Annotated in this window: 12 protein-coding genes and 1 riboswitch; of the genes, 8 read left to right on the top strand and 4 right to left on the bottom strand. The window is 76.0% G+C overall.

What is annotated here, in order from left to right:
• The first annotated feature begins 69 nt into the window (after positions 1 to 69).
• Positions 70 to 828, top strand: a complete 759-nt coding sequence (locus ACFVVL_RS12460; protein WP_387673937.1) for a methyltransferase domain-containing protein — start codon at positions 70 to 72, stop codon at positions 826 to 828.
• Positions 829 to 952: 124 nt separating this feature from the next.
• Here the strand turns inward: ACFVVL_RS12460 and ACFVVL_RS12455 are convergent, their stop codons facing one another.
• Positions 953 to 2554: an ABC-F family ATP-binding cassette domain-containing protein gene (locus ACFVVL_RS12455; RefSeq protein ID WP_387673934.1), complete on the bottom strand. Its 1602-nt coding sequence runs from the start codon at positions 2552 to 2554 to the stop codon at positions 953 to 955.
• 294 nt (positions 2555 to 2848) lie between these two features.
• A riboswitch (M-box (ykoK) riboswitch) is annotated at positions 2849 to 3030 on the top strand.
• 365 nt (positions 3031 to 3395) lie between these two features.
• Here ACFVVL_RS12455 and ACFVVL_RS12450 point away from each other — a divergent pair.
• The 5 genes from ACFVVL_RS12450 (at position 3396) to ACFVVL_RS12430 (ending at position 8974) form a co-directional block, all read left to right on the top strand.
• Complete coding sequence (locus ACFVVL_RS12450) at positions 3396 to 4565, top strand: magnesium and cobalt transport protein CorA (protein ID WP_387673932.1); 1170 nt, start codon at positions 3396 to 3398, stop codon at positions 4563 to 4565.
• A gap of 295 nt (positions 4566 to 4860) precedes the next feature.
• Positions 4861 to 5940, top strand: a complete 1080-nt coding sequence (locus ACFVVL_RS12445) for a helix-turn-helix transcriptional regulator (RefSeq protein ID WP_380288108.1) — start codon at positions 4861 to 4863, stop codon at positions 5938 to 5940.
• 340 nt (positions 5941 to 6280) lie between these two features.
• Entirely contained in the window at positions 6281 to 7225 is a 945-nt protein-coding gene (gene lepB / locus ACFVVL_RS12440; protein ID WP_387673929.1) for a signal peptidase I, read from the top strand.
• A gap of 119 nt (positions 7226 to 7344) precedes the next feature.
• The gene (locus ACFVVL_RS12435; protein ID WP_387673926.1) at positions 7345 to 8535 is read left to right on the top strand and encodes a trans-sulfuration enzyme family protein; all 1191 of its coding nucleotides are present in this window, start codon (positions 7345 to 7347) and stop codon (positions 8533 to 8535) included.
• A 238-nt stretch (positions 8536 to 8773) separates the two neighbouring features.
• Complete coding sequence (locus ACFVVL_RS12430) at positions 8774 to 8974, top strand: hypothetical protein (protein WP_380288102.1); 201 nt, start codon at positions 8774 to 8776, stop codon at positions 8972 to 8974.
• A 241-nt stretch (positions 8975 to 9215) separates the two neighbouring features.
• Here the strand turns inward: ACFVVL_RS12430 and ACFVVL_RS12425 are convergent, their stop codons facing one another.
• Together ACFVVL_RS12425 and ACFVVL_RS12420 are read right to left on the bottom strand one after the other, a co-directional pair.
• Complete coding sequence (locus ACFVVL_RS12425; RefSeq protein ID WP_387673922.1) at positions 9216 to 10991, bottom strand: SpoIIE family protein phosphatase; 1776 nt, start codon at positions 10989 to 10991, stop codon at positions 9216 to 9218.
• Positions 10992 to 11087: 96 nt separating this feature from the next.
• On the bottom strand, positions 11088 to 11552 hold the full coding sequence (locus tag ACFVVL_RS12420; RefSeq protein WP_387673919.1) for a MarR family winged helix-turn-helix transcriptional regulator: 465 nt from the start codon (positions 11550 to 11552) through the stop codon (positions 11088 to 11090).
• An 88-nt stretch (positions 11553 to 11640) separates the two neighbouring features.
• Between ACFVVL_RS12420 and ACFVVL_RS12415 the strand changes: the two genes are divergently transcribed.
• Both ACFVVL_RS12415 and ACFVVL_RS12410 read left to right on the top strand, forming a co-directional pair.
• Complete coding sequence (locus tag ACFVVL_RS12415) at positions 11641 to 12495, top strand: SDR family NAD(P)-dependent oxidoreductase (RefSeq protein WP_387673916.1); 855 nt, start codon at positions 11641 to 11643, stop codon at positions 12493 to 12495.
• Positions 12496 to 12718: 223 nt separating this feature from the next.
• Positions 12719 to 13087 (top strand): hypothetical protein, encoded by a 369-nt coding sequence (locus tag ACFVVL_RS12410; protein ID WP_387673913.1) that lies wholly within the window; start codon positions 12719 to 12721, stop codon positions 13085 to 13087.
• Between the two features lie 112 nt (positions 13088 to 13199).
• Here ACFVVL_RS12410 and helR read toward each other — a convergent pair whose 3' ends face one another.
• Positions 13200 to 15398: an RNA polymerase recycling motor ATPase HelR gene (gene helR, locus ACFVVL_RS12405; RefSeq protein WP_387673910.1), complete on the bottom strand. Its 2199-nt coding sequence runs from the start codon at positions 15396 to 15398 to the stop codon at positions 13200 to 13202.
• Positions 15399 to 15406 lie beyond the last annotated feature (8 nt).

The raw sequence follows: 15406 nt of genomic DNA, 5'->3' as shown, positions 1-15406 counted from the left end.
CTGCGGCAAGGAGCTGATCGCCGCCCGGCCGTGGGGCGGGTCCGGGGCGGACGGGGCAGGATGGGCGGCATGGAGCGTACGTTCGAGGAGCTGGTGGACGAGGCGGCCCGGGCCCCGGTCGACGGCTGGGACTTCTCCTGGCTGGACGGCCGGGCCACCGAGGAGCGCCCGTCCTGGGGCTACCAGCGGATGCTGGGGGAGCGCCTGGCGCGTGCCTCGGCGGCGTTGGACGTGCAGACCGGCGGCGGGGAGGTGCTGGCCGGTGTCGCGGACCGGTTCCCCCGGACGATGGCCGCCACCGAGGCGTGGCCGCCGAACCTGGCCCGGGCGAGCGCCGTGCTCCACCCGCTCGGCGCCGTCGTGGTGGCGGACCCGGACGAGCCCCCGCTGCCGTTCACCGACGACGCCTTCGACCTGGTGACCGGCCGTCACCCGGTGACCGTGTGGTGGGCGGAGATCGCCCGGGTGCTGCGCCCCGGTGGGAGCTACCTGGCCCAGCACGTGGGGCCGGCCTCGGTGTTCGAGCTGGTCGAGTTCTTCCTCGGGCCCCAGCCGGAGGCGCGCCGGGCCCGGCGGCCCGAGGACGCCGCGGCCGCCGCCCGGGCCGCCGGGCTGGAGGTGGTCGACCTGCGCTCCGAGCGGTTGCGGGTCGAGTTCCTGGACATCGGCGCGGTGGTCTGGTTCCTGCGCAAGGTGATCTGGATGGTGCCGGGTTTCACCGTCGAGGCGCACTGGGCGCGGCTGCGCGAGCTGGACGCCCTGATCCGGGCGGAGGGGCCGTTCGTCGCCCACTCCGCCCGGTTCCTCATCGAGGCGCGCGAACCCTGACGCCGCCCCGGGCCGCCGCTCCCCGGCACCGCTCCCCGGCACCGCTCCCCGGCACCGCTCCCCGGCACCGCTCCCCGGCACCGCTCCCCGGCACCGCTCCCGGCGCCGGGGAGACCCGGCCGGCCTACCCCTCGGCGACCAGGTCGAGGTACTCCTCGCTCCACAGGTCCTCGTCCCCGCCGGGCAGCAGCAGGACCCGGTCCGGCCGCAGCGCCTCCACCGCCCCCGGGTCGTGGGTGACCAGCACGATCGCGCCCGGGTAGCCGCCGACCGCCGCCAGCACCTCGGCCCGGGAGGCCGGGTCGAGGTTGTTGGTGGGCTCGTCGAGCAGCAGCACGTTGGCGCCCGAGTGGACCAGCCCGGCCAGCGCGAGCCTGGTCTTCTCGCCGCCGGACAGCACCCCGGCCGGCTTGTCCGCGTCGTCGCCCCGGAACAGGAACGCGCCGAGGACGTTCCGCACGTCGCCGTCGCCGAGCCCGGGCGCGGCCGAGGCGAGGTTCTCCCGGACGGTGCGGCCCGGATCGAGGGTGTCGTGCTCCTGGGCGAAGTAGCCGAGCCGCAGCCCGGGCCCGGGCACGACGCGCCCGCCGTCCGGGGCCTCCCGGCCGGCGAGGATCCGCAGCAGGGTGGTCTTGCCCGCCCCGTTGGGGCCGAGCACGACGAGCCGGCTGCCCCGGTCGACGGCGAGGTCGAGCCGGTCGAGCACGACGCGTCCGCCGTAGGACTTGGTGAGCGAGACCGCGCCGAGCGGCATCCGGCCGCAGGACGCCGGCTCGGGGAGCCGGATGCGCGCGGTGTGCTCGGCGCGGCGGACGGGTTCGAGCGCGGCGAGCATCCGGTCGGCCCGGCGGGCCATCGAGCGGGCGGTGACGGCGGTGGCCACGTTGGCCCGCATCCGGTCGGCCTGGGCGTGCAGGGCGGCGGCCTTGCGTTCGGCGTTGGCCCGCTCGCGGGCGCGCCGGCGCTCGTCGGCCGCGCGCTGCGCCAGGTAGGCGGCCCAGCCGGTGTTGTGGACGTCGATCGTGGCGCGTTGCGGGTCGAGGTGGAACACCCGGTTGACGGTGGCGGCGAGCAGCGGCACGTCGTGGCTGATCATGACCAGCCCGCCCGGGTAGCCGGCCAGGTAGCCGCGCAGCCAGCCGACGGCGTCCGCGTCGAGGTGGTTGGTGGGTTCGTCGAGCAGCAGGGTGCCGTGGTCGGCGAACAGGATCCGGGCCAGCTCGACCCGGCGCCGCTGGCCGCCGGAGAGCGCGCCGAGCGGGCTGTCCAGCACCCGGTCGGGCAGCCCGAGGCCGGCCGCGACCCGCGCGGCCTCGGCCTCCGCCGGGTAGCCGCCGCGGGCCTGGAACTCGGCCTCGGCCCGGGTGTAGGCGGCCATGGCGCGGCGCTGTCCGCGCTCGTCGGCGGCGGTGGCCATGGTGTGCTCGGCGGCGCGCAGCTCCTGGACGGCGGTGTCCAGGCCGCGCGCGGACAGGATCCGGTCGGTGACGGTCACGGCCGGGTCGGCGGCGCGGGAGTCCTGCGCGAGGTGGCCGACCGGGCCGGTGCGGGTGACGGTGCCGGCGGCCGGGCGCAGCCGTCCGGCCAGCGTGGCGAGCAGGGTGGTCTTCCCGGCACCGTTGCGGCCGACCAGGCCGATGCGGTCGCCGGGGGCGATGTGGAGGGTGATGTCGGACAGCAGCAGGCGGGCGGCGACGCGCACGTCGACACCACGGGTGGTGATCAAGGAGATGACGCTCCGTAACGGCGAACGGACACACGGGTGGCGTGGAGGTGGGTCCGTCGGCTAGGAGATGCGGGGCGTCGACATGGGGCCGAGGGTAGTCCGCGACGCGGGGCGGGCGCACGCGGTTTTCCCGGGGACCGGGTCCGCCCCGCCCCGAGCGGCGCCGCCCGGACGGCGCGCGGGTGACGCGGCGTCAGGCGGGGGCGGTGCCGCCGGACGCGCCCGGCGGAGGACCGCCGCCCGACCCCCGGTCGAAGGAAGCCTCCGGCGGGTACTAGACTCGTGGAGGTTGTGAAGGCACCTCGTTCGGTGAGGCGTCGCCACGGACACAGGCCACTGACCCCACGACGTCGAGAGACGCCCAGGGTCAGGACAGGTCTCCCCGGCCTAAGGGGTGACCCCAAGTGGCTGCACCCCGGGAAGCCGGGGCGCTACGCCGTGGCGTGCCAAAGCTCTGACGAGATCAGGGGTGCCCACCCGCCGTCGTGGCGCCCGCGTGCGCCCGCCCCGGCGCGTGGATCCTCCTGATGGCCCGGGAACGGCGACCCTTCGAGGGCGCCCCGACGGCGAGGAGGTGAGAGCAGTGGAGTGCAGTGGCAGTCCGGGTCGAAGTCGGCCCCGCCCCAGGACGTCCCCCACTCTTCCCGGCACCCGGCACCCCTCCTCCCGTACCGCTCCCGACCCCCGCCGCCGCACCGCCCGCCGCTGACCCCGGTGCGGCCGTGCGCGGCCCGGGCGCCGTGCGCGGTGGAGGACGGCCGGGCGCCTCCCGCCCGCCCCCGCACCCGTGACCTGCGACGTCCGGGGTGCGGCGGCCACCGAACCGCGGAGGTACCCCGACATGTCCGACTGGCGTGTGCGCGCCGTGCGCGCGAGCAAGCGTCCCTTCTCCCGTCCCGTCGCCCCGTCCGGCGGCGCGGCGCCCCTGCCCGCCCCCGAGCACTCCATGGACCCGCGCCCGGACCAGCCGGCCGAGCAGGTGAGCCTGGAGCGCTCCGTCGTCGACGCGGCCGTCTACCGCGACGGCCACCGGGTGCAGTCGTCCGCCAACCTGGCCGACGTCTACCGCGAACTGCCCGGCAAGCCCGGCACCATGGCCTGGATCGGGCTCTACCGCCCCGCCGAGGCCCAGCTGCTGGAGGCCGCCGAGCGGTTCAACCTGCACGAACTGGCCGTCGAGGACGCCATCGTCGCCCACCAGCGGCCCAAGCTGGAGCGCTACGGCGACACCCTGTTCGTGGTGCTGCGCGCCGCCCGCTACCTGGACGACGTGGAGGAGGTCGACTTCGGCGAGATCCACCTGTTCGTCGGCCCCGACTTCGTCCTCACCGTCCGCCACTCCCAGGCCCCCGACCTCTCCGCCGTCCGCCGCCGCCTGGAGTCCGACCCCGAACTGCTGGCGCTCGGCCCCGAGGCCGTCCTCTACGCGGTGCTCGACGCCGTCGTCGACGGCTACGCCCCGGTCATCGCCGGCCTCCAGCACGACATCGACGAGATCGAGACCGAGGTGTTCGGCGGCGACCCCCAGGTGTCCCGGCGCATCTACGAACTCTCCCGCGAGGTCATCGAGTTCCAGCGCGCCACCCGGCCGCTGCTGGAGATCATGAAGAGCCTGGAGGCCGGTTTCGGCAAGTACGGCACCGACGAGGAGCTCCAGCGCTACCTGCGCGACGTCGCCGACCACGCCACCTACGCCGCCGAGCGGGTCGACGGCTTCCGCCAGATGCTGCAGAACATCCTCACCGTCAACGCCACCCTGGTCTCCCAGCGCCAGAACGAGGAGATGAAGCAGCTCGCCGAGGCCGGCCACGCCCAGAACGACGAGATCAAGAAGATCTCCTCCTGGGCGGCCATCCTCTTCGCCCCCACCCTGATCGGCACCGTCTACGGCATGAACTTCGACGAGATGCCGGAACTGCACTGGGCCTTCGGCTACCCCTTCGCGATCGCCCTGATGGCCCTCGTCTGCACCAGCCTCTACCTGATCTTCAAGCGCCGCGACTGGCTCTGACGGCCCGCCGGTCCGGGGCCGGCGGGGACGCGCGGCGGCCGCTCCGGAGGACTGCCGCCGCGGCGGGTTCCCGGCCGGGTGGGGCGATATGACGGGCAGTCATGCCGAAGGGGCGGGCTGCGCGTGTCAACTCCCGGGGCGGCACTGTCGGGTCGGGTTCGGACGTTCACGAGGATGAGACCGCGCCGCCACGGGACCTTCTGAAGACGGAGAACGGATCCGCCTGCCGGTGCATGGGCCGGTGGTCGGTGTGCCTGCTAACTTCCGGACCATGGGATCACGTGGAGCACGTGGGATGGCGGCGCAACAGGCGATCGGGGGGATCCGGGAGCTCGCAGCGGCGGGGCTGACGGCCGAGAAGGTGTTCCGCAGAGCCGACGAACTGCTCCGCCCGCTCCTGGAGTACGACGCGGTCTGCTGGCACTCGGCGGACCCGGCGACCGGGCTGGTGACCTCGGTGCTGAGCGACGACCTCAGCCTCGCCGGGTTCGCGGACGCCGTGCGTCTGGAGGTGTGGGCGGACGACGTGGCGACGTTCCCCGCCATCCGTCGCAGCGGCGTCCGCGCGGAGACGCTCAGCCGGGCGACCAAGGGGCGGTTGGCGGACAGCGCGCGGTTCCGCGAGCTGATCGGCCCGGCCGGCTTCGGCGACGAACTGCGGGCGGTGTTCGACGCCCACGGCGGGATGTGGGGCTGCGCGGCGTTCATGCGGGCGGCCGACCGGGGGCCGTACCTGGCCCAGCAGCGCGAGTTCGCGGACCTGGCCGCCCGCCACCTGGGCAATGCGCTGCGGGCCTGCCACGTGCCGCCGGTCACCGGGGACGGCCGGTGGGAGACGGAGCCGGGCGGGCCGGGGGACGACGGCCCGGCCGTGGTGGTGCTCGGTCCGGCGAACCGGCCGCTCGCGCTCTCCGGCCCGGCGGAGGAGCTGCTGGGGCGGCTGGCCGACCCGAGCCGGACCTCGCTCGGCGTGCCGACGGCGTTCGCGGTGGCCGCCGAGCACGCCCGCCGGGCGGCGCGCGGACTGGCCGCGCCGCAGTGCAAGATCCGGGTGCAGGACGGCGGCGGCCGCTGGTACGTGCTGCACGGCTCGGCGCTCAAGGGCGGCAGCGAGGGCGAGGTGACGGTGGTGGCGACCCCGGCGACGCCCGCCGACGCGATGCCGCTCTACCTCTCCGCGTACGGGCTGACGGCGCGGGAGCAGGAGGTGGCGCTGCTGCTGGTGCGCGGGTGCGACACCCGGGACGTGTCACGGCTGCTGGCGATGAAGCCGTACACCGTGCAGGACCATCTGAAGTCGGTGTTCGCCAAGGCCGGGGTGGCGAGCCGCCGTGAGCTGGTCGCGCGGATCATGCTCGCGGGCGGGACGGCGTAGCGGCGCCACCGGGCCGGGCGGCCGGACCGGGTGGCCGTGGTGGGCACCGGTGCACGGGTGTACGTTCTGACGGGTCGGCGGGAACCACCGTTCGTTAGCTGACAACGGGGGGTCCCGCGGCGGGGCCCGCCGGGCCGTCCGGAGGGGGCCAGGGATGAGCATCGAGGAGACCGCGGGTTCGGCGGGCAGCGGTGAGGCCGGTACGGGCTCCGGCCCGACGAGTCGCTCGGCAAGTGGCCGGGCGAGTGGCCCGGTGGGCGGTCCGGTCGGCGGTCCGGCGAGTGGTCCGGTCGGCGCGGCGGGACCGGAAGCGGGGGAGGCGAGGGCCGTCGCCGCCCCGGTGGCCGCCGCGACCGCGACCGCCGCCGGGGGTCCCGGCGGCCCCGGCGGTCCGGGCGGCCCGGGCGGGCCGGAGGAGAACGGCGAGGACGGCCGGGAGGACGGCGCCGGCAGGGGCAGGGGCAGGCGCAGGAGGACGGCCAGGAAGAAGCGGCCGCTCTGGCAGGAGCTGCCGATCCTGATCGGCATCGCCCTGCTGCTCTCGCTGGGCATCAAGACCTTCTTCGTCCAGGCCTTCTCCATCCCCTCCGGCTCGATGCAGCACACGCTGGAGAAGAACGACCGGGTCCTGGTCGACAAGTTCACCCCCTGGTTCGGCGCCGAGCCGGAACGGGGCGAGGTGGTGGTCTTCAAGGACCCGGGCGGCTGGCTGGACACGGTGCCGCGGGAGAAGGGCAACGCCCTCGCCGAAGGCATCCGTACGGTCTTCAGCACCGTGGGCCTGCTGCCGTCCGACGACGAGAAGGACCTGATCAAGCGGGTGATCGCGGTCGGCGGCGACACGGTGGAGTGCCGCCAGGGCAGCCCGGTGAAGGTCAACGGGGTGGCGCTGGACGAGCCGTACCTCTTCCCGGGCTCGACGCCGTGCGACGACGCGCCGGTCGGCGAGGTGACCGTCCCCAAGGACCACCTCTGGGTGATGGGCGACCACCGCAACGACTCCCGCGACTCGCGCTTCCACGTCAACGAGCCGGGCAACGGCTTCGTCCCGGTGAAGAACGTGGTCGGCCGGGCGTTCGTGATCGCCTGGCCGCTGTCGCGCTGGGACACCCTGCCGGTGCCGGACACCTTCGACAAGCAGGGCCTGGCGTCGGGCGGCGCGCCGCGCGGCGAGGCCGGGCCGGCCGGGCCGTCGGCCCCGGAGGCCGTCGCGATGGCCGCGGTCGTCCCGTTCGCGCTCCGGGGGCGGCGCCGGGCCCGGCGGGCGGGGGGCGACGGCCGCTGACGTCCTCCGGTGCGGCCCGGGGGAGCCCGGTGCGCCGGGACGCACCGGGCGGTGGTTCGAGGCCACCGGGGCGGGATTGGACCTGTTCCGCTTCCGCCGCACCGGGCCAGCATGGGGGCATGAGCGACCACCACGGGCTGCGCCCCGAGAGCCGGATCGTCCACCCGCCCGTCGAGGAGGCGGCCGGCAGCCGCCCGCTTGGCGTGCCGCTGCACCAGGGCCACGTGTTCGCCTTCCCCGACAGCGACTCCCTCGCGGACGCCTTCGGCGGGCCCGACGGGGCGTACTTCTACAGCCGCTACGGGAATCCCACCGTCCGCTCGCTGGAACGCGCGGTGGCCGACCTGGAGGGTGGCGAGGAAGCGCTGGCCGCCGCCTCCGGCATGGGCGCGATCACCACCGTGCTGAGCGCGCTGCTCCGCTCCGGCGACCACGTGATCGCCCAGCAGAGCCTGTACGGCGGCACCTTCGCGGCGCTCGCCGACCTGGCCGCGCGCTGGGGCGTGAGCGTCACCCACGTGCGCGGCGACGATCCGCAGGAGGTGCGCGCCGCGCTGCGCCCGACCACCCGCCTGCTGTACCTGGAGACCGTCTCCAACCCCACCGCGCGCGTCACCGACCTGCCCGGGCTGATCGGCGCGGCCCGCGAGGCCGGCGTGCTCAGCGTGGTGGACAACACCTTCACCACCCCGCTGCTCTGCCGCCCGATCGAGCACGGTGCCGACCTCGTGATCCACTCGGCCACCAAGTACCTCGGCGGCCACTCCGACGTTCTCGCCGGGCTGGCCGTCTTCGCCGACGCCGAACTGCACCACCGCGTCTGGCACCACGCGGTGGAACAGGGCGCCGCGCTCGACCCGTTCGCCGCCTGGCTGACCCTGCGCGGCATGCAGACCCTGGGCCTGCGGGTCCGCCGGCAGAACGAGACCGCGCTCGACCTGGCCGGCCGGCTCGCCGCGCACCCGGCGGTCGCCCGCGTGCACCACCCGGGTCTGCCCGGCCACCCGGACCACGAGCGGGCCCGCCGGCTGCTGCCGGACGGCCAGGGCGGGGTGTTCGCCTTCGACCTGGCGGGCGGGCGGCAGGCCGCCCGCACCTTCGTCGGCGCCGTCCGGCTCGCCTCGCTCGCCCCCTCGCTGGGCGGCGTGCACACCCTGGTCCTGCACCCGGCCAGCACCTCGCACCGCCAGCTGTCGGACGACGAACTGGCCGCCGCCGGCATCGGCCCGGGCACCGTCCGGATCGCCGTCGGCATCGAGCACCCGGAGGACATCCGGGCCGATCTGGAGCAGGCCCTCGCGGGACTCTGAGCCGCCGCGACGCCGCCGCGACGACGCGACGACGCCGCAGCGAGGCGCTGCGGCGAGGCAGGGCCGGGCCGGGGCCGGGGACATCCCAGGATCGTGGGATGTCCCCGTGACGGCGGAGGCTGCCAGGATTCGGCGCACGGAGCCGACCCCCGATCGGGCGCCCGGGCCTCCACCGCGCGTCGTCCGCGCGGAGCCGGCGCCGCAGCGCCCGCCCGTCTCGAAGGAGTGAGTCACACCCATGAGGATTCGCCGACTGGCCGCCGCCGCGGCCGCCGCGGCCGTGCTGGCCCCCGTGCTCGTCCTGGCCACCGGGACCCAGGCGAGTGCCTATCCCCGGCCGCTGTCGAAGATGGAGCGCTGCACGGCGGCGTGGAACGTCAACTACTGGGCCGGCGGCGAGGCCTTCGCCCGCACCCAGTGGGCCGCCTGTATGGCCTGACCCGACCGCGCGGGCCCCGGCAGCGGCCGGGGCCCGCCGGGCCGCCGGGGCCCTCAGCGGCACGCGCCCGGGGGCTCGACGGAGCGGACCGCCCCTCCAGGGCTCGTCCTACCACCCCGTCGTCCGTCCGGAGGGCGGGCGGGCGTCGTCCGGGCGCGTGCACCGCAGGGCGGAGGCGGGGGCACCTCCTCGCCGGAGGCCGGGGGGCGTCGCCCGGCAGGCGGGGGTGTGAGGACGGGTCCTACGGCCGCTGCCGGGGCCGGGCCGCCAGGACGGCGATGTCGTCCTCCGCCGGGCCGGAGGTGTCCGGGCCGACGCCGCGCAGCGCGGCGTCCAGCAGGTCGTCCAGCGACCCGGCGGCGGGCAGGCGCAGGGCGGCGAGGCGGGCCAGCGACACGTCGATGTCCTCCCCGCGCCGTTCCACCAGGCCGTCCGTGTAGAGCAGCAGGGTCTCGCCCGGCAGCAGGTCGCGCCCGGTCTGCTGATAGCCGCCGAGCCCGGTGCCGAGCGGGGGCCCGGTGGGGATCCGCAGCAGTTCGGTGGGCCGCCCGGGCGCGATCAGGGCCGGTGGGAGGTGGCCCGCGCTGGAGAACGTCCAGCGGCCCCGGCCAGGGTCGGCGAGGGCGAGCAGACAGGTGGCCGGCCGGGCGGACTCGTTGGCGGCGATCACGGTGTCCAGCTGACGCAGGATCCGGTGCGGCGGAAGGTCCGTCCCGGCGACGTCGCGCAGGGTGGCGCGGTAGCTGCTCATGTCGACCGCCGCCTCGACGCCGTGGCCCATGACGTCGCCCATGACCAGCAGCGTCCGCCCGAACGGCAGCCGGACGGTCTCGTACCAGTCGCCGCCGACCACCGAGCTGGCGCCGGACGGCAGGTAGCGGGAGGCGAGTTCGAGGTTCTGGTGCGGATGGCCGGGCTCGCTGAGCAGGGCGCGCTGGAGGTCGAGCGCGATGCCCTGGGAACGGCTGTAGCGGCGCGCGTTGTCGATGCCGGTGGCGGCGCGTGCGGCGAGGTCGCCGACCAGCACCGCGTCGTCGGGCCCGAAACCGGGGGAGGCGGCGGTGCGGGCCAGCGTCAGCAGTCCGACCACCCGGCCGCGTGCGGTCAGCGGCACCACCAGCAGCGAGCTCACCCCGGCGGCGCGGTACGCGGCGGCCGAGGCCTGGTCGGGCGCGGCCCCGGCCAGCTCCCCGGCGGTGCGCGGCGCGAGCAGTACGGCGACCCCGGAGGCCAGCGCGCGGGCGGCCACCGATCCCTCCCGGTGGCGCACCGACTCCCCGGGGCGGGGCAGGCGGTCGGCGGCCGGGCGCAGCCCGTCCGCGAGGTCGAGCGCGGCCCGGTGGAAGCGGCGCCCCGGGGTGCGACCGGTGCGGGCGTCGGCGTCCGGCGGCTGCACGTCGACGGTGGCGAGCTCGGCCAGCCGGGGAACGGCGAACGCGGCCAGCTCGGCGCAGGTGGTGCCGACGTCCAGCGTGGTGCCGATCCGCTCGGCGGCGGCCTCCAGGAGGGCCAGGCGCGTCCGGGCCCGGGCCAGTTCGTGCCGCAGGTCCTGGACCGGCTCGGGGTCGTCCAGCACCAGGACCAGGACGCCGGTGACGCGGCCGCCGGAACCCAGCGGCCGGTACCGCACCCGCAGGCCGGCCGGTACGGGCGGGCCCGGACCGTCCGGCGCGCCGGTGGCGCACTCGCGGTCGCGCCCGTCGGCCAGGACGCGGCCCAGCGTGGCGACGGCGCCCGCGAACGCCGTCGCCCCGGCGGGCCGGCCCAGCAGGTCGGCCCGGCGCAGGCCGGTGACCGTGGTGAACGCGGGGTTGAGGTAGCGCCAGCGCAGGTCCGCGTCGAGCAGGGCCACTCCGGCCGGCAGGACGTCGATCAGCTCACCGATCGGATCCGGGTCGTCGCTGTCGGTGGTTCCGGCGCCCGTGGCGGCGAGCGCGGCGGCCGCCGCCGCGAGCGCCGCCCTGTCCGCGCCCGCCGTGGTGCCGCCCTCTCCTCCGTCGTCGTGCCCGAACCGCATGGCTCCATGATCACGCGTCGGGGCGCGGCACGCCCACGCAGTGGCCGGTGGTTGACCGGTCGGCGGGTTTCCGCTAGAGGCCCGCCCGGGGGTCGCTCAGGCCCCGGCCGGCCGCTTGAGCTTGGCCCAGACGCGCTCCAGCGCGGCGATGTCGGCGTCGTCGAGGCGGTCGTCGAAGACCTCGGCGAGCGCCGTGCGACGGGTCGCGTCGGCGGCCGCGAACAGCTGCCGGCCCTCCGGCGTCAGCGCGATCCGCACCGAGCGGGCGTCGGTGGGGGAGGGGGCGCGCTCGACCAGGCCGCGCGCCTGCAGCGCGTCGGCGACCCGGGAGACCTGACTGCGGCTGAGCAGCGTCTTGGCGCCCAGGTCGGAGGCGGCCACCGGCCCGTCCTGGGCGTGCAGCCAGAGCATCACCTCGAACCAGGAGAGCGGCAGGTCGTGGGCCCGGGTGAGGGCCTGGTCGACCCGGGTGCTCAGGGTGGTGCCGGCCCAGACCAGGCCGTAGAAGGCGTGGTCGCGGGCGGTGAGGTCTCCCAGGGTGAGGTCGGTGCGCTGCGCCATGCCGATCAGCCTACCTTTTTGCGTGTGCGTGCACGCATCCTGCTATGGTGTGTGTGCATGCACATAAATCCTGGGAGAAGGAGCCGCCGTGACCGGCGACCGCATCGACCGCATCGTCCTCATCACCGGCACCTCCAGCGGCATCGGTCTCGCCGCCGCGGTGGCCGCCGCCCGTGCCGGTTTCCGCGTCGTCGCCACCATGCGCGACCCCGGGCGCCGCGGCGCGCTGCTGGAGGCCGCCGGGGCGGCCGGGGTCGCCGGCCGGGTGGAGGTCGCCCGGCTCGACGTCACCGACGCCGGGTCCGTCGCCGCGTGCCTGGCGGGAGTGCTCGACCGTCATGGCCGGCTGGACGCCGTGGTCAACAACGCCGGTGCCGGGCGGGTCGGCACCGTCGAGCAGGACGGCCTCGGCCCGGTCCGCGAGGCCATGGAGGTCAACTACTTCGGCGTGGTCGAGGTGACCCGTGCCGCCCTGCCGCACCTCCGGGCGAGCGGTGGGCGGGTGGTGACCGTGACCAGCGTCGGCGGGGTGGTCGGCCAGCCCTTCAACGAGGCCTACTGCGCGGCGAAGTTCGCCGTGGAGGGCTTCATGGAGTCGCTCGCCCCGGTCGCCGCGACCGTCGGGGTCACCGTCACCGTCGTCGAACCCGGCGCGGTGGCCAGCGAGTTCGTCGCCAGCCAGGGCATCGACCTGCCCGCCCTGCTGGAAGCCGCCGGCCCCTACGCGCCCGCCCTGGACGCCTATGCGGCGCGCACCCGGGCCGCCTTCGACCAGGCGCAGACCCCGGAGCAGGCCGCCGGGGCCGTGCTCGACGCCCTCACCGCCGAACGGCCGCCGTTCCGCCTGCAGACCTCCGAGCGCGCCCGCGCCTTCGTCGGTGCCAAGCTCGCCGACCTCGACGGCTCCGCCGTGCAGGGCCTCACGGCCGGCTGGGTGGCCTGAGCCGGCGGTCGGCACCCCTCGGGGGCGCGGGTGAACGGCCGGCGCGGGAAGCGTGAAGTGAGTGTCGTCATGTTCACCTGAGGATCATTGACCCGCCGTCGGCGCTGCTGGAACGATGCGTGGCTGTGACGACGCGCGTCAACCCTCTCTCCCGCCGGCTGGTCGCGCCGTTACGGTGGGCGGCCCTGCTGTCGCCGCTGGTGTCGGCCGGAGTGACCTCGACATGACGGAACCGATGCCCGGGACGGCGGCGCCCGCACCGGCCGGGGCCGGACGCGGGCCGGGGCTGCCGGCCCCGCTGGCGGCCCTGTGGAGGGTGACGGACGGCCTGATGACCGAGGCCGGTGTGACGGTGTACCCGGCCGGGTGCATCGGCGAACGCAACGCCACCTACGAGGTCGCGCGGTACGCCCCGGGCTTCGTCCTCGTCGGCGACGACAGCGGCGGCCGGGGGTTCCTCCTGCGCACCGACGACCCGGGCTCCGCCGTGTACGCGTCGGACCTGGGCGATCTGGAGCCCGGGGACTTCGAGGTCGAGTCCGCGGACTTCGCGTCCTGGATCGAGTCGCTCCGTCCCGGGCTCCTCCGCTGACCGAGGCCGTTCACGGCCCACGACCGCCGTGCCGGTCACAGCCTCGCGCGGACGGCTGTGACCGGCACGGCCACCCCGGGGCCCGGCGCCACCCGGGCCCCGGGGCCCGAGGTCAGGCGCCGCCGAGCACGACGAGCTGCCGGGTCGCCCGGGTCATCGCGACATAGCGGTCGACCGCGCCCGCGACGCCCGCACCGAAGGACGCCGGCTCGACGAGCACCACGAGGTCGAACTCCAGCCCCTTCGCCAGCTCCGGCGTGAGCGCCCGGATCCGGGGCGTCTCCCGGAACTCCGCGCGGCACGTCGCCCCGAACTCCGCCGTGAACGCCGCGTCGCCGATCACACAGGCCGTGCCCTCGGCGTGCGCGTCCAGCCAGGCGCCGAGCACGCCGTCCAGCTCCGCGACCGTCCCGCGGGTGACCGGCACCCCGCTGCGCCGGACCGAGGTGGGCACGTTGGCGTCCGGCAGCGCGGCCCGGATCACCGGCTCGGCCTCGGCCATGACCTCCTCCGGCGTGCGGTAGTTGACGCTCAGCGAGGCGACCTCGGTGCGGTCCAGGCCGATCCGCGCCAGGCGCTCCTGCCAGGACTCGGTGAAGCCGTCCCGGGCCTGGGCGCGGTCCCCGACGATGGTGAAGCTCCGGGACGGGCAGCGCAGCAGCAGCATCTGCCACTCGGCGTCGGTCAGCTCCTGCGCCTCGTCCACGACGATGTGGGCGAACGGTCCGGCCAGCCGGTCCGGGTCGTCGGCGGGCAGCGCGCTCCCGTCGACCAGGGTGTCCTTCAGGTCCTGGCCGCGCAGCATGGTGACCGCCGCCTCGCCGTCGTCGTCGGCCGCGAGGATGTCCGTGATGACGTCGGCCATCCTGGCGCGCTCGGCGGCGACGGCGGCCTCCTGGCGGCGCTTGCGCCGGGCGGCCTCCGGGTCGCCGAGCCGCTGCCGCGCGGCGTCCAGGACCGGCAGGTCGGAGACCGTCCAGGCCTGCGCCTCGGCGCGCTGCAGCCGGCGCACCTCGTCGGGGGTGAGCCAGGGAGCGCACAGCCGCAGGTAGGCGGGCACCGTCCACAGGTCGCCGACCACGTCGGCGGCCTCCAGCAGCGGCCAGGCGCGGTTCAGGGTGGTGACCAGTTCCTCGTCGCGTCGCAGCGAGCGCAGGAAGGTCTCGACCGGGATGTCCTCGCCGCCGTCCACCTTGGCCAGCAGCAGTTCGGCCAGCTCCGCCCAGATCTCCTCGCGCGCCTCGTTGTGCGGGGTGCCGGGACCGGGTGCCTCGAAGGCCTCCGCCCAGTCGTCGGCGCTCAGCCAGAGGTCCTCCCAGTCCGTCGAGACGGTCACCCCCTCGCCCGGGGGCTCCTCGTAGATCCGGACCGCCTGCTCCACCGCCCGCACCATCTCCGCCGAGGACTTCAGCCGCGCCACCTCGGGATCGCGCTCGACCGCGGCGTCCGCGCCCTCGGCGACCAGCTCCCGTACGGTGCAGGTCCGCACGCCCTCCTCGCCGAGGCTCGGCAGCACGTCGGCGACGTAGTCCAGGTAGGGCTGGTGCGGTCCGACGAACAGCAGGCCGCCGCGGCGGTGACCGAGCCGGGGGTCCGCGTACAGCAGATAGGCGGAGCGGTGCAGGGCGACCACCGTCTTGCCGGTGCCGGGACCGCCGTCGACGACCAGCGCGCCGCGCGAGCCGGCCCGCACGATGGCGTCCTGGTCCGCCTGGATGGTGGCCAGCACGTCCCGCATCCGCGCCGAACGGCTGCCGCCGAGGGTGGCGACGAACGCGGACTGGTCGTCGAGGGCGGCGTGCCCCTCCAGGCCCTCGGCGGCGAACACCTCGTCCCAGTAGTCGGTGATCCGGCCGTCCGTCCAGCGGTAGCGGCGCCGGCTGGCCAGGCCCATCGGGCCCGCGTGGGTGGCGGCGAAGAACGGCTCGGCGGCCGGCGAACGCCAGTCGATCAGCAGCCGGCGGCCCTCGCTGTCGGTCAGGCCGAGGCGGCCGATGTACACCGGGGCCCCGCCGTCCGCCGGGACGATCCGGCCCAGGCACAGGTCCAGGCCGAAGCGGCGCAGCGCGCGCAGCCGGCCGGTCAGGCGGTGGACCTCCGCGTCCCGGTCCATCGCGGCCCGGCCGGCGCCGCCGGGCGCCCGCAGGGCGGCGTCGAGCTGGTCGGAGACCTCGGTGACCGCCCGCTCCAGGCTCTCCGCGACGGCGGCGAAGTGCCGCTCGTCCTGGGCGACCAGCGCCGGGTCGGCCTTGGCGGAGAGACGGCCGGAGAGGTCGAACACGCTGGTGGCGAGGGTGGTCAGGGACGTCATGGCAGTGG

Origin of the sequence: Kitasatospora sp. NPDC058115, from assembly GCF_042884635.1 — a bacterium.
Classification (GTDB): Bacteria; Actinomycetota; Actinomycetes; order Streptomycetales; family Streptomycetaceae; genus Kitasatospora.
This window is presented reverse-complemented; position numbering and strand designations above follow the sequence as displayed.